This window comes from Paenibacillus sp. FSL M8-0212 (assembly GCF_038004645.1).
Lineage (GTDB): Bacteria > Bacillota > Bacilli > Paenibacillales > Paenibacillaceae > Paenibacillus.
Genome location: NZ_JBBORP010000001.1, coordinates 885,598 through 900,890, shown reverse-complemented (window position 1 = coordinate 900,890; position 15,293 = coordinate 885,598). Strand labels below are relative to the sequence as shown.

9 protein-coding genes are annotated in these 15,293 nt (G+C 45.6%); 7 read left to right on the top strand and 2 right to left on the bottom strand.

The features are described from left to right. Positions 1 to 12 precede the first annotated feature (12 nt). Positions 13 to 1,257 carry a hypothetical protein gene (locus MKX68_RS04195; protein WP_340909363.1) on the bottom strand — a complete coding sequence of 415 codons (1,245 nt, stop codon included), beginning with the start codon at positions 1,255 to 1,257 and terminating at the stop codon, positions 13 to 15. An 18-nt stretch (positions 1,258 to 1,275) separates the two neighbouring features. Then, positions 1,276 to 1,626 carry a hypothetical protein gene (locus tag MKX68_RS04190; RefSeq protein WP_338592096.1) on the bottom strand — a complete coding sequence of 117 codons (351 nt, stop codon included), beginning with the start codon at positions 1,624 to 1,626 and terminating at the stop codon, positions 1,276 to 1,278. 438 nt (positions 1,627 to 2,064) lie between these two features. Here MKX68_RS04190 and rhaD point away from each other — a divergent pair, with 438 nt between their 5' ends. The 7 genes from rhaD to MKX68_RS04155 all read left to right on the top strand — a co-directional run bounded on the left by rhaD (position 2,065) and on the right by MKX68_RS04155 (position 15,017). Continuing rightward, a complete protein-coding gene (rhaD, locus tag MKX68_RS04185; RefSeq protein WP_340909361.1) occupies positions 2,065 to 2,916 on the top strand; it encodes a rhamnulose-1-phosphate aldolase in 852 nt (283 codons plus the stop codon). 324 nt (positions 2,917 to 3,240) lie between these two features. Then, positions 3,241 to 5,058, top strand: a complete 1,818-nt coding sequence (locus MKX68_RS04180) for an APC family permease (RefSeq protein WP_340909358.1) — start codon at positions 3,241 to 3,243, stop codon at positions 5,056 to 5,058. Between the two features lie 344 nt (positions 5,059 to 5,402). Beyond that, positions 5,403 to 6,365 carry a carbohydrate ABC transporter permease gene (locus MKX68_RS04175; protein WP_340909356.1) on the top strand — a complete coding sequence of 321 codons (963 nt, stop codon included), beginning with the start codon at positions 5,403 to 5,405 and terminating at the stop codon, positions 6,363 to 6,365. Then, positions 6,362 to 7,183 carry a carbohydrate ABC transporter permease gene (locus MKX68_RS04170; RefSeq protein ID WP_340909354.1) on the top strand — a complete coding sequence of 274 codons (822 nt, stop codon included), beginning with the start codon at positions 6,362 to 6,364 and terminating at the stop codon, positions 7,181 to 7,183. Before MKX68_RS04175 ends, MKX68_RS04170 begins: the two co-directional genes overlap by 4 nt. A gap of 367 nt (positions 7,184 to 7,550) precedes the next feature. Continuing rightward, the gene (locus MKX68_RS04165; RefSeq protein ID WP_133386752.1) at positions 7,551 to 8,909 is read left to right on the top strand and encodes an ABC transporter substrate-binding protein; all 1,359 of its coding nucleotides are present in this window, start codon (positions 7,551 to 7,553) and stop codon (positions 8,907 to 8,909) included. Positions 8,910 to 9,338: 429 nt separating this feature from the next. Next, the gene (locus MKX68_RS04160) at positions 9,339 to 14,504 is read left to right on the top strand and encodes an S-layer homology domain-containing protein (protein WP_340909351.1); all 5,166 of its coding nucleotides are present in this window, start codon (positions 9,339 to 9,341) and stop codon (positions 14,502 to 14,504) included. 294 nt (positions 14,505 to 14,798) lie between these two features. Then, positions 14,799 to 15,017, top strand: a complete 219-nt coding sequence (locus MKX68_RS04155; protein WP_339785576.1) for an immunity 17 family protein — start codon at positions 14,799 to 14,801, stop codon at positions 15,015 to 15,017. The last annotated feature ends 276 nt before the right edge of the window (positions 15,018 to 15,293 follow it).

Genomic DNA, 15,293 nt, shown 5'->3' with positions numbered 1-15,293 from the left:
AGGGATTACATGTTAGGCGATACTGAATAATACGGTTTTGGTTCCCACAAGTATAGATCCGCTGTTAACAAAATAATAGTTGGAGGCGGCATCCAGCGTTAAAGGTCCTGTCCAGGTGATCGTAGCAAATTGACTACTGAATATGCCTGTTGGAGGCACGTCACTTAAGGCGAGTGTGACGGTCACATTGCCACTGATCGTGGAATTGGTAATGTGGGAGTATCCTCTGACGTTAATGGTACTGTCTGAAGCACTATCTACCATCCGTTGAATGTTCAAACCGTTATGAATCATCGTGTTGATGCGACTGTGATACAGGTACGTATTCAGATTACCCATATGACCCGATTGTACAATATTTCCTACGACTCTGGCATTGAGCAGTTGAAATTCAATAGTCGTGAACGGGTCACCAACAGCTACATTCTGAAAAGTAACGTTACCACTTATAATGGCGCCGTCCGTGTAGTTGGTATGCGTACTGACGGACGTGCCGTCATTAAACGTTCCTATAACCGTAACAGGACGAGCATCAAATGCAGGTCCCTGAACCAGATAGACATCTTCTGCAGCCTGGCTTGTCTGGATCGTGACATTGCGGGGAATGGAAGAAGCGAAGTTGGCCAGATCCGAATTTCCGAGTTGCCAGGGGCCAAGTCCCAAAATTTGCACATGTCTTGCAGGAGGAATAACAATGTCTTCATTGAAGGATGAATTGCCGGCAATTAGAATAATCAACCGGGCTCTCATGCCAAAAGTAACCGCAAGAGGGCTGTTCGTGGCTGCGTCGATAGCAGCCTGCAGAGAATTAAATGGATCAAAGGGTGATCCGGTACCCGGTCCAGGAGCACTGGAATCCGCCCAGTAAATTGTCTGTCCCCACTCGAAGTCGGGAGTGCCACCTTCAGCACCCAGCAACTCAGAAGTCACCAGTCGATGGGCAGCGACCAATTGTCCTGTGGCATTTTTGCCCCACATGGAAACGTCGGTTAAGCTCTCCGCCAAGCCACTGGTAGTGAAAATAAATTCGAAGCCATCCAAGTTTGCAAAATAACTCTTGGTGAAGACTTCATTGGGCGCAAGCGAGATAGATTCCAGTACATACAAGGTCCGCGTTCCGTTCAGCGCATATCCTTCGATAAGAACATTTGAGGCGTTGATTGGATCTTCGTTATCTATTTTGACAGTAACCGATTGGGTAAGTCTTGATCCGGATACCAGATTGTTCTCAATGGGTCCGGATGAGATTGTGGCCATCTTTGTTTCCCCCTTTTTTTATAGAGCTAGTTCATTTGAAACAATGCGGTGTGCGGTGACGATTTGCCCGGTGCTGTCTTTTCCCCACACCGAAATTTCAGTCAATGCGGCTGCGTCTCCACTCGTTGTGAATACATATTCGTATCCATCCAGGTTGGCAAAGTAGGTTTGAGAGAAAACTTGCCCGGGGGTCAAATTAACGGATTGCAGCACATATAAGGTCCTCGTTCCATTCAGGAAATAACCTTCAATGAGTACATTGGACGTATTGATGGAATCGGTGTTGACCATTTTGATGGTGACTTGTTGTGTAGGCCTGCTGCCACCGGAGAGATTGTTCTCGATCGGGCCTGTAGAAAGGACTGCCATAGGTTCATCTCCTTTTATATGAATGTCTTTTCCTGAGAAAAGCTAGAATAGCATATGTTAGAATTGGCAAAAGCGTTTGGACAGAGAGATAGATGTACTGACTGAAAAGAAGGCACTCAAATTTCTGTCCAGAGGGGATATATGTTTTCATGCTTTTTTTATTTCGCTTTCAGCTTCTATTAAGGTAGCAGAGGTAAGATAAGTCTTGTAAACCCCTTCTCGTGTTAAATAGATGTGTGACTGACCCCGCCGGACGCCGGTGGGGTATTTTTTTTGTTTTATTTTCAAATAAACAAAACTAAACAAAAATAAATAAAAGTTTATTTCTGTGTTTTTTATTGACTATCAAAGATAAACAAAGGTATAATGAATGTGAAATAAAGAACTTACTATGTACGTGGCAAGCCATATGATTTTCAATATAAGGAGAGATTGATCATGAACGTGACCCTTACGAATGACACAACACAGGTTGCAGGTTTCCATATTCCATTTGTCCGTGAGATGGCTGAGATTACACAACATATGTGGAAAAATGGCTGGGATGAGCGCAATGGTGGTAATGTCAGCTATCTGCTGGAGGAAGAGGAAGTAGCCCAATATATCGATATCCATCATGTGATTCGCAAGATCAAACCGGCATTTTCGGTGCAGGAGCTGGCAGGCAAGTATTTTATTGTGACGGCATCAGGCAAATATTTTAAAAATGTACTCGCTGATCCTGAGAGCAACCTGGGGTTGCTACGTGTTTCGCAAGATGGTCAGGAGCTGGAAGTGCTCTGGGGATTGAAGTCGGGGGCAAACCCAACAAGTGAGTTGCCTACACATTTCATGAGCCATATTGAACGTTTGAAGCTGGACCCGAACCACCGGGTTGTCATGCACAACCATGCCACTCATGTATTGGCCATGACGTTTATCCATGAATTGGATGAGGCAAAATTTACGAAGACCCTCTGGCAGATGTGCACGGAGTGTGTAGTTGTATTCCCGGATGGAATTGGCATTATTCCATGGATGATTCCTGGATCGAACGAGATTGGCCGCGAAACGGCTGAGAAAATGAAAGAATACCACGCGGTCATCTGGCCGCAACATGGTATCTTTGGAACAGGTACAACGATTGACGAGGCTTTTGGTCTGATTGAGACCATCGAGAAGGCAGCCCAAGTGTATATGCTGGTTACTGGTCACGAGATCCGGCAGAGAATTACGGACGAACAGCTGACCACACTGGCACAAGCGTTTGGTGTTACTCCTCGTCCAGGCATTCTGGACGTGAAGGTGTAACGAATTAATCCGAGGTTAACAACAATTGAATGCTTGATCTGACGCGTAGTGATTCTGATTGAGAATATTGATTCGTTATATACAGGAAGTGGTCTTTGGTTCACTGAACCAAAGGCCATTTTCTGTTTTTCGGCTAACAAACGTCGTTTTGGTTCAAAATAGTTCAAAATACTAAACAAGAATGGCTTTGTTATCGATTATTGAATCGTAGGATGCATTATCACGCGCTGGCGAATTTCGGGTGAAATGACGTATTGTCAATGGCTCTGCGATTTTGCATAATAACAATGCTTCACAGATGAGAGACGGAAGGAAGTTATGATCATGCTTGGCAAAATGAAGAGAATCTTAATAGGCAAGCCAATGAAATCGGCTGAACTGGATGGAGAAAAATTGGGGAAATGGAAGGCACTCGCCATCCTATCCTCGGATGCCCTATCGTCCGTTGCCTACGGTACGGAACAGATTTTGCTGGTGCTCGTTGCGGCCGGATTCGCCGCCCTGTGGTACTCCGTTCCGATTTCCATCGCCGTGCTGGGATTACTCGTCATTTTAATTTTTTCCTATCGCCAGACGATATTTGCTTATCCAACAGGGGGCGGCGCTTATATCGTAGCCAAGGATAACCTGGGTACAACATCCAGTCTGATTGCCGGAGGATCTCTGCTGGTCGATTATATTTTGACCGTTGCGGTAAGTTCGTCCGCAGGGACGGATGCGATTACGTCGGCTTTTCCTATGCTGCATGATTACAGTGTTGTGATTGCACTCATTATGATTGTTTTTCTAACCATTATGAATTTGCGGGGAGTGACGGAGTCAGCGTCTGTGCTGGCGATCCCCATCTATCTGTTTATCTTTTCGATTGCAATTCTGATTATCTCGGGCGGAATCAAATTTCTTGCCGGGGGGATGGAAGCAGCTGCACCTGAATTCGGAACAAGTCTATCCCATGTGAGTATGTTTCTGTTATTAAAAGCATTCAGCTCCGGATGTTCGGCCTTGACTGGTGTGGAAGCGGTAAGTAACGCGATCCCGAACTTCAAGCAGCCTGCCGAGAAAAATGCCGCAGGTACATTACTGCTCATGGGTTGTATATTGGGAGCAATGTTCATTGGTATCACCTTACTGGCTTATGGCTACGGAGTGAAGCCTGATCCCAAAGCAACGGTCATTTCCCAGATTGCTGAAGCGACATTTGGCAGGGGCACGATGTATTTTATCATCCAGGGTGTAACGGCACTAATTCTGTTCCTGGCAGCCAACACAGCATATTCGGCTTTTCCGCTGTTATCCTTCATGATGGCTAAGGATAAATACATGCCGCATGCATTTATGGTCAGAGGAGACCGCCTTGGGTTCTCGAACGGGATCATTTTCCTCAGTGTGATGTCTGCGCTGCTGGTAGTTGGATTCAAAGGAAATACGGAAAGTCTGATTCCGCTCTATGCGGTAGGGGTGTTCATTCCATTTACCCTGTCACAGCTCGGTATGATGATTCGCTGGATCAAAGTCAAGCCTTCTGGCTGGCAGATGAAGTTGCTGGTCAATACGGTCGGTATGTTGACTACATTATCGATTACCCTGATCTTTATTTTCACCAAGTTCACGCAGACATGGGTCATCTTTATCTTTTTGCCTTTCGTTGTTTATGTGTTCATGCGTATTCACCGTCACTATTGTAACATTGCCGATGAGCTGCGGATTGATATTCAGGTCGATAAGCCAGCCAAAAAAGGCAATACGATAGTCATTCCTGTTGCGGGCATTACCCGAGTCGTCATGAATACGATCAGTTACGCCCAGACGATGTCGGATCACGTGGTCGCACTGTACATTGGATTCGATGATGAGGCTATACGCAAAATGGAGCAGAAGTGGGAAGAGTGGAATCCAGGTGTTCGTCTGGTCGTGATCAAATCGAGATACCGTAGCATTATGGGCCCGCTGAAGAAATTCATTGATACCGTAGAGTGGAAAACGGCTGAGACCGATCACATCACCATATTAATCCCGCAATTCATCACCAAGCACTGGTGGCAAAATGTACTGCACAACCAGACCAGCTTCATGATTCGGGCCTATCTGATCAATTACAAAGACGTGATTGTCACCACGGTGCCATATCATCTTAATCGTTAACTCGAACGGTTAATTGCTTCACCTCGTTTGGAAGATTTACAGATTATTGTAAAATGAGTCATGTTCTTTAACAGGCAAACGTTCATATTCCATTTACACATCGAACCGCAGGGATATCTCCAAAAAGGGGAGTTCTTGCGGTTTTTTTGTCATGAGATAAGGTCTGGATATCGCTTTCGAATGGATGCACATTTGCGTAAACTCCCTTGTCCATGATTAACGTTACGTTGATTCAGAATGAATTTTGCTGTGACATTCGACTCTTACACTAGATAACGTGGTGCTGAAGTGGATGTAACAATTCACACACACTGAATGCGTGAAACAAGGGGGAAGAAAATCCGATGAGTGAGCTTGATAACCGGATCAGCTTGCCCGCCGCCAAACGGCGCGTATCCGGTACGAGTGAGCGCCGGACAGCCTCGCTGCGTGTGCAGCGAATGCGGGAGAATCTGCTGGCCTATGGTTTCCTGGCACCATCGCTGCTTTTGTTTGCAGTGTTTCTGTTTTACCCGATGTTTAAGTCCGTGTACCTCAGTCTGCATTCCACAGATCCGACGGGGCAGATTGCGGCTTATGTAGGACTGGATAACTTCAAGGCGGTGTTCCAATCAGGACTGTTTATGCAAGGGATGAAAGTGACGTTACTATTTGTCCTGTTTACAGTACCCACAGGTATGCTGGCTGCTCTGATTCTGGCTGCACTGACTCACAATAGGTTCAAGGGAATGCGTGTGTTCCAATTTGTGTTCTCTCTGCCCGTGGTGTTATCCGTCGGCTCGTCAGCGGTCATCTGGAAGTTTCTATTCCATCCGACCCTGGGCATGCTGAATTATCTGCTTGGCAAAGTAGGCATCGACCCAATTCCCTGGCTTACCAGCCCGGATTGGGCATTGATCTCGATCTCCATCATGACGATCTGGATGAATCTTGGATTCAACTACATTATTCTATCCAGTGGTTTGGCAGGCATCCCGGATGAGATCTACGAGAGTGCCAAGATTGACGGCGCAGGACCAGTACTTACTTTTCGCAAAATCTCGATGCCGCTCCTGTCACCCACGTTATTCTTTGTTACGGTCGTATCGATCATTGGTGCTTTTCAATCGTTTGGTCAAATCAACATTCTAACCCGGGGTGGTCCGATGGACAGTACAAATGTTTTTGTATATTCCATCTATCAGGAAGCCTTCGTTAATTTCCGCTTTGGTACAGGTAGTGCACAGGCACTGATCCTGTTCGTGGTGATTATGCTGCTGACCCTGATCCAGTTCAAATGGGTAGAAAGGAAAGTGCATTACCAATGAGTGCAACATGGACCAAAACGCTGTTGTATGGATTACTGACGATCTGTGCAGCGCTTGTGCTGTATCCGGTGATGTACACCTTTTTCATGGCCGTGATGACACCGGAAGATGCGAGCGCTTATCCGCCGCATATCATTCCGCATTCCATCGATCTGTCCAACTTTAGCGAGGTATTTGATATTGTTCCGATTGGTCGATTTATCGGCAATACCTTTCTTGTCGCAGGACTGACGACACTTGGTCAATTGATTACAGCGAGTATGGCAGCCTATGCGTTTGCGAAAATGCAGTTCAAAGGCAAAAACGTCATCTTCAGCATGTTTGTCGCAACGATGATGATTCCATGGGAAGTGACGATGATCCCCAACTACCTGACAGTTCGCAGTTGGGGTTGGCTTGATAGTTATCAAGGGCTTATGGTGCCGTTTCTGGCAACGGCGTTTGGTACATTCCTGCTAAGACAGTTCTTCATGCAGCTACCCAAGGAATTGTTCGAGGCTGCGAGGATCGACGGTTGTGGTCATATTCGTTATTTCATATCGCACGTCTTGCCTTTGTCCCGTCCGGCACTTGGTACACTGGCAATCTATTCATTCTTAAGCATGTACAATTCGTATCTCTGGCCGCTGCTGGTGACAAATACACCGGAAATGAGAACCGCTCAGATCGGGATCTCGATGCTGGAGTTCCAGGAATCCACAGCGTGGAATCTGGTATTTGCCGGAACAGCGATGGTCATTATACCATCCTTACTGTTATTGATTTTCGGGTTGAAACAGCTTGTACGCGGAATGGCCGCAGGCGCACTGAAGGGGTAAGGAGTAAGGTTTTAAAACTATTTAATTGAAGTGTAAGCTCTGAAGGTTTTGATCTAAAGATTTTGATTTAGAGGTTTTGAATAAACCATGTATCAGGTCTTAAGGTCTGGATACCAGGAGCGAATAAAATGAGGCTCGTGTTTCAAATAAAATGTTGAAATGAACGACGGTAGTAGTGGAGGGGACGAAATCGATTCTGAAGAAGCGAAGCGTTCGCCTTTATCCCCGGATTTCCCCCTTTGAAAGGGGATGAAAGAAATCCGGGGATAACAGCGATCAAAAGAACGATTCGTAACCGTAACGGCCACACCGCGTCATCCCCAAGATTTTATTGTACGCGAGCCATATAAAAGGAGAGCGATTTCGTTTGAAAAAAAGAGGAACATTTGCATTAATGCTGGCTGCACTCATGTTGGTCATTTCCGCTTGCGGAACAAAAGCGGAAACAAGCAGCCCGGCAAGTGGAGCTCAAGCAGAAGCGGCCGCAGCCGAAACAACACAATTGACGTGGTGGCACTCCATGTCTGGCGCTGGGGAGAAAGCCATTAACCAACTCGCTTCCGACTTTAACGCAAGTCATCCCGACATTCAGGTGAAGCCCATCTATCAAGGGAAGTACGATGAGAGTCTGAACAAACTCAAAGCATCCATGGGCTCAGACAGCGGTCCTGACATTATTCAGGTCTATGAGATTGGCAGCAAGTTCATGATCGATTCGGGAATGATTACACCAGTACAACAGTTCATCGACAAGGACCAGTTCGACCTTTCCCAACTGGAGCCAAACATCATCCGGTATTACACCATCGATGGCAAGTTGAACGCGATGCCATTTAACACATCGAACCCGATCTTGTACTACAACAAGGATATGTTCAAAGCAGCAGGTCTGGACCCGGAGAACCCGCCGAAGACGTATGAAGAGTTTGAGCAAGCGGCAAAAGCACTGGCGAAAGACGGTAAGCCAGGAGCATCCATGGCGATCTATGGCTGGTTTATGGAACAGTTTTTTGCAAACCAGAATGCAGATTATGTAAACAATGGAAACGGAAGAACTGAAGCAGCTACTGAGTCTCTGCTGAACTCCGAAGCTGGAGTGAAGACATTAACGTGGTGGAAAAAGATGATTGACGAGAAAACCCTCTCCAATCTGGGACGTAGCACAGACGATACAACAGCAGCATTTACCGCTCAGCAAATCGGTATGACCCTGGATTCCACGGCTGGCCTGCGTAAAATCGTAGAAGGTTCAGGTGGCAAGTTTGAACTGGGAACAGGCTTCCTGCCTCGTCCAGCGGATGCCAAAGAAGGCGGAGTTGTAGTGGGTGGAGCAAGCTTGTACATCATGAATAACAAATCGGAAGCACAACAGCAAGCGGCATGGGAGTTCATCAAGTACTTGGCTACACCAGAGGTACAAGCGAATTGGAGTGTTGCTACAGGATACTTCCCTATTACGACAGCAGCCTACAATGAGCAAGTATTAAAGGATAATATGGCGAAGTACCCGCAATTCCAGACAGCAGTCGATCAATTGCACGCTTCCGCGGATTCGACAGCAACATCCGGGGCATTAATGGGTGTATTCCCGGAAGCCAGACAACTTGTCGAAGGAGCGATTGAAACGGTTCTGAATGGACAAGGTACACCACAGGAAGCATTGGATGCAGCAGCCAAACAAATTACAGACAAGATTGCGCAATATAACAGCACGGTGAAGAAATAACGGTAAGCTAATCTCAAAATAAACATGCGGCGATCAATCCTGATCGTCGTATTGTTATGCCTGTGTCTTGAAATTCTATAAGGCGTAAGTCTGATTTTTCTTGAGAAGGGATAAAAAGATGCTGTAAATAAATGTCGAAATACTAAACGATTTACATCTTTTATGTTAGTTTATATGACGCTTATGGTTTAATGTGCACATGAATATGACTCAAAAAGATCAAAAAGACACAATTTCGATCTGAAATTAGTCCTAATTAGCTTTGAATAATAGAAAATGGTTTCTTTTTGTAATGTATGTGTTCTATTTTCTTTCATAACGAAGAAATATTGTTTACACAAGTCTGTTATTCAGTTATCTTATATTTGAACTAATGTACAAGCTATCTGAACAAATGATTGCCAAGTTGAAAACATGGGGGTAGGACGAATGAACAACAAGCAAGTGAAACGTTGGGCACAAGGGTTTCTGGTTTTCGTTCTTGTCGTTACAGGTGCGGCACCAATAGGTGGATTAAGTACCACCGCATACGCTGATGAGGAAAATGTAGTAACTGAACAGCCGCAAACAAGTGAACAGGAGACCTCTATACCGGATGTTGTTTCAACGGAAGAATCGTCAGATCTAGAGGGAACAGAGTCCCCGAGCAACGAAGATGGTGTTCTTGATGGAACTGAAAGTGAGGAACCAGCAGAGACGGATAACTTAGAAATGCAGGAAGCAGACGGGACTGAAATCATATCCATTGCTGATGCGAGAGTCCTTGCACCAAATACAAATGTAGCCGTTTCAGGTGTCGTAACGTACAGTGAACTCTCCGGAGAATTCACGAATTATTATATTCAAGACGAAGAAGCTGGCATTGTAGTCCGAGCGAAAAATCAAGTTGACGTGGGGGATCGCATTGAAGTGTACGGTCCAATTACCCACTACAGCGGACTCGTCCAGATTGAGAAGGATAAGTCAGGTTTTACCGAAGGATACATGAAGGTCACTGAGCAAAATGTAACACTCCCCGGACCCAAAAATATGGTGTCCACAGACTTTGTCAGACCAGCAGACCAAAGTAACAAAGGTCCGGGTGAAAAGTATGAGGGAATGTTTGTCGAAGTAAGAGATATTCAGGTAACACGGGGTAGTAGTTCGACATTCTACGCTACGGATAGTCATGGTGCTGAGATGACGATTTATGCCAAAAACTCGCCTACCGCGCTAACTGTCGGCAAAACCTACGAATATGTGCAGGGTGTTCTCACGTTCCATACAAACTATGGTTTGGAACTGATTCCGCGAACAGCAGCGGATGTTGTAGAAAATAGCCTGTCTGTGATGGCAAGTGTTCCATCCGGCGGGATTCCCCGAAACAATGAAGTCACATTAACCTCTCCAGCCAAGGGTGCGATCGTACACTTCACAACGGATAATACAGAGCCTACTTCTTCTTCCACCGTGTATAGTGGCCCATTAGTGATTGATCAAGACATCGTAATCAAGGCTGTTGCCATTCTTAATGGACAATCCAGTGCAGTGTACACCTTTACGTATCAAGTACTTCCTGATAAAGAAAACTTGCGTATCCATGATATTCAGGGCGCAGGACATACCTCTGTTTTTAATGGATACGATGTTAAGGATATCGAAGGTATTGTTACTTCCGTCAGTACAAGCAGTTTTTACATGCAAGAGCTTCCAGGTGAGATGGACGATGATGTTCGAACTTCCGAAGCCATTCAGGTATATAAACCCAGTCATGGGGTTATCGTTGGCAACCAGGTGAAGGTATCCGGCAAAGTTACGGAGTATGGGGCGGTTAACGAATTAACCACCACGCAAATTACGGCAAATACCATTGTAAAAGTGTTAGATAAAGTTGATCTACCTGTTCCTGTGAAGTTGGGGGTCAATGGGCGTATTATTCCCACAGTCATTGACTCGGACTCTTTTGCAGAATTTAATCCGGAGACGGATGCTATAGACTTCTATGAAAGTCTGGAAGGCATGCGTGTTGAACTGGAAAAGCCTGAAATTATAGGTCCTTACTCCAGTCAGCCAGGTCTGGCCGTTGTTGTGGATAATGGTGAGAATAATCCACTTCGCACACCTAATGGTGGTGTTATTCTGACTGATAACAAGAAAGATATGAATGAGAGTGATCTCAATCCGCAGCGTCTGTTTATTGGCAAGAAACCTTCCAAAGCAGTAAAAACAGGTGACAAATTGGATGGCAATGTGATCGGAGTAATGACATATTTTTCCGGTAATTTCAAGGTGAGTCCTGAAGGGAATTTACCAGCAGTCATCCCGGGAGAAACGAAACAAGCGGTTACTTCCATTGAGAAAGCAGCAGATAAACTGACCATTGCTACGTTTAATGTGGAGAATTTCAGCAAAAAGGATGCATCACGAGCAACTAAAATCGGCAAAATCATCGTGGATAATCTGAACACGCCAGACATCATTGGTATTATGGAAGTTCAAGATAACGATGGTGATGCCGACACGGGCACAACAGCGGCCAATGAGAGTTTTCAGACTCTAATTGATGCAATCAAAACGAACAACGGACCAACATATCGATATAGTGAGATTTCTCCGGAAAATAACAAGGATGGAGGGGCACCTGGTGCCAATATTCGTGTAGGATTCCTTTATCAACCGAACCGTGTATCGTTGGCTACTGGTATCGGAAAAGGAAATGCTACGACAGCGATCACAGTCAAAGCAGACGGTAGCTTATCCAATAATCCGGGTCGTATTGCACCGGGGGATGAGGCGTTCGCCAGCTCCCGCAAACCACTTGCCGCTGAATTCGAATTCAATGGTGAACGTGTAGTGGTGATTGCCAACCACTTCAATTCCAAAGGCGGAGACCTGAAACCTTTTGGAAATATACAGCCTGCCACTCGGAGCAGTGAAGTTCAACGGGCGAAACAAGCTGCATTGGTGAATGGATTTGTGAAGGAGTTACTGAACAAAGACCCTGAGGTCAATGTCGCCGTTCTCGGTGATTTCAATGATTTCCAATTCTCAAATACCTTGAACATTGTCGAAGGTAATGAACTAGACAATCTGGTAAACGAACTACCAGAGAACCAACGCTACTCCTACATCTATGATGGAAACTCTCAGACACTGGATCACATTCTGGTGAGCAAAAACCTGACTAAGACAGCAGCCATCGAAGTCGTACATGTAAATGCCGATTTTGAGACAGCGGATGGACGAGTGAGCGATCATGATCCACTGCTCGCACAATTGAGTATTGGAGATCCAGTGGAAGAAGGGGACTTCAACCTTCGCGTGCTGCACACAAACGACACGCATGCGCATCTGGATAACATCCCGCGCCGAGTAACGGCAATTAAGGAAACACGCAATGATAATACCCTGGTGCTGGATGCAGGGGATGTATTCTCGGGTACATTGTACTTCAATCTGTTTAACGGTCTGGCTGATCTGGAATTCATGAACATGATCGGATATGATGCCATGACCTTTGGTAATCATGAGTTTGATAAAGGTCCAAGCGTACTGAAAGCATTTATTGAAAAAGCAGAGTTCCCGTTTGTGAGTGCCAATATTGATTATTCAAAAGATGCGAATTTAAGTGGTTTGTACAACAATCACATCGGGAATCCGGGTGAGAAAGCCGAAATCTATCCGGCGATTATTACGGAAGTGAATGGTGAGCGAGTCGGTATTTTCGGACTGACAACACCGGACACGGTATCTCTTTCTTCACCGGGGGATGGCTTGAAGTTTGCGGATTACAAAGCAAGTGCACAGGCAACTGTAGAGATGCTGCAAAATGAAGGCATCAATAAAATCATTGCTTTGACTCACCTGGGCTACTCAGAGGATCTCAAATTGGCTGAAGCCGTAGAAGGAATCGACATTGTGGTAGGTGGTCATTCACACACCATTCTGAACGCACCAGTTTTGGTGGATACCCATGCGGACCCAACTTTGGTTGTGCAAACTGGGGAATATGATGTTTCTCTTGGTCAATTGGATGTTACGTTTGATGAAGCAGGTATATTGAAAAAGTGGAACGGCAAATTGCTGAGTCTGGATGCCAAAGATGCAAACGGTCAATTCGTCTATGCTGATGATATGGAAGCCGCAAACAAGCTGAAAGAATATGCGCCTCAGCTGGAACAATTCAAGGAAAAAGTTATTGGTAAAACAAATGTCTTCCTGGATGGAGAACGTGGCACTGTGCGGAAACAGGAAACCAATTTAGGAAACCTGATGACAGACGGTATGCTGGAGAAAGTGAAATCCATTGTGCAGGAAAATGACGTCAAAGGATACGTGGCGATCCAGAACGGCGGTGGCATTCGAGCTTCATTCCAGACAGGGGATATTACGCTGGGAAATCTCCTGTCTGTGATGCCATTCGGTAATAATCTGTCTGCTTTGAAAATGACAGGTAAAGAAATCACAGCCGCGCTGGAAAATGGCGTTAGTGGTGTGGAAACGGGAGAAGGGCGCTTCCCGCAAGTGGCAGGCATGCGGTTCTACTACGATTCCACGAAACCAGGCGAAAAAATTGATGCCACGACCAACACCGTAACCCAAGTTGGTCAACGTGTAGTCAAAGTTCAGATTAAGAATGCAGATGGTACGTACTCGGATATCGATCCGAATGGGTATTATATCGTCGCTACCAATTCATTCATGGCTAACGGTGGAGACTTCTATCGTGCTATGAGAATGGCGAAAGATGATAATCGATTCTACGAATTAAATCTGGTCGATTATGAAATCTTCCATGAACATCTGGACCGTGTAGGTACAGTTGATCAAAAGACGGAAGGACGTAGTACGGATCTGAAGGGAGCGCCACTTCCGGGGGACGGTAATGGAAGCAATCCTGGTAATGGTGGCGGCAATAATGGAAGTAATCCGGGCAGTGGTAACAGTGGTGGAGGTTCTACAACACCTACTACGCCTGTAACCCCAACCACACCGACTACACCAACCAATCCTACGAACCCAACTACGCCAACCGTTCCTGGTAATGGAGGAGGTACTAATCCAACCCCTCCGGTCGTAGACCTGAAGGACATCGGAAATCACTGGGCAGCTGCTGCCATTGAGCAGGCCATTTCCCGGGGAATTGTGAACGGGTATCAGGATGGTAATTTCCGTCCGAATGCACCAGCCACACGCGCCGAATTCATTGTTATGTTGGGAAGAGCATTTGAGCTTCCAGCCAGCAACAAGGCATTGACGTTTAAGGATGCTGCGGGGATACCTGCATGGGCACAATCCTTTATTGCTCAGGCAGTCGATCAAGGCATCATTAGTGGATATACGGATGATACGTTCCGTTCATCAGGTAAAGTATCACGGGTAGAGATGACAGTTATGCTTGTTAGAGCACTCGGTCTCCCGGTACAGTCGAATCCGGCACTGAGTTTTGCGGATGCAGATAAAGTACCGACGTGGGCTGTTCCATATATCGCTGCTGCATATGATGCAGGACTGGTGAAGGGAACAGGAAAAAATATGTTTAACCCTCTCGCTGAAGCAACACGTGCTGAAGTGGTGACTCTGCTATTGTCGGCAAGCGAGTTGCAAAAGCAATAAAACGTATGATACAGACGTAGCAGAACAGCTTGCAGACTTCCATCTGCAAGCTGTTTTTTTCTAGGGCGTGTCTGAAAACTCCGAAGGAAGTAGATTTTACCGAATTTTCGTTCCAAGTAAGGAAGTTTTCTGCAGGCGTGCCGGGGCACGTCAAGGGAAAGTGACGCAGCAGGGGGCGAAAAGGCGGTGAAAGATGCACTTCAGCGAGTTTTGAGATACGCCCAATTAATGCCTGTTAATTTTCACCAAGTGAAGGTATAGTAGACAGGATTATATTGAAGGAGTGTTGACGAAATGCAAGATCAACCCGTTTTAATCGCACTATTTGCCATAGCGGCAGGGATTTTTAGTTTGCTCGGTGGTATCAACAATTGGGACTGGTTTATGAAGAGCTTCAGAGCAGGGATTTTTGTGAAGACTATTGGACGGCAGGGCGCGAGAGTGGTATATGGTATTCTCGGTGTAGTCATGATTGTCATTGGTGTACTACTGTTACTGATTGGTAAAGTGTAGGATAGAAAAGAAAAGAGAAGAATTTGCAGATCCTGAGTACATAATTCAGTTTCACAGCCTTTAATGTAGAAGGTAACGATTAGTACGTTTAGCTTTATGCTTGAGATTTTCGAAGTTAGTTAGGATGTGGAGATTAGCTTTTTAAAATGTCTTGAAGCCCAAGCCTTTATACCCTGGGGAAAGGGAGACCATTTTCTAAGGAACTCAGGACGCCTTATTTCGCCTTTAGTTCTTCTCTTTACAAAGTAAGGAACATCAAACACGTTATTTACTGGA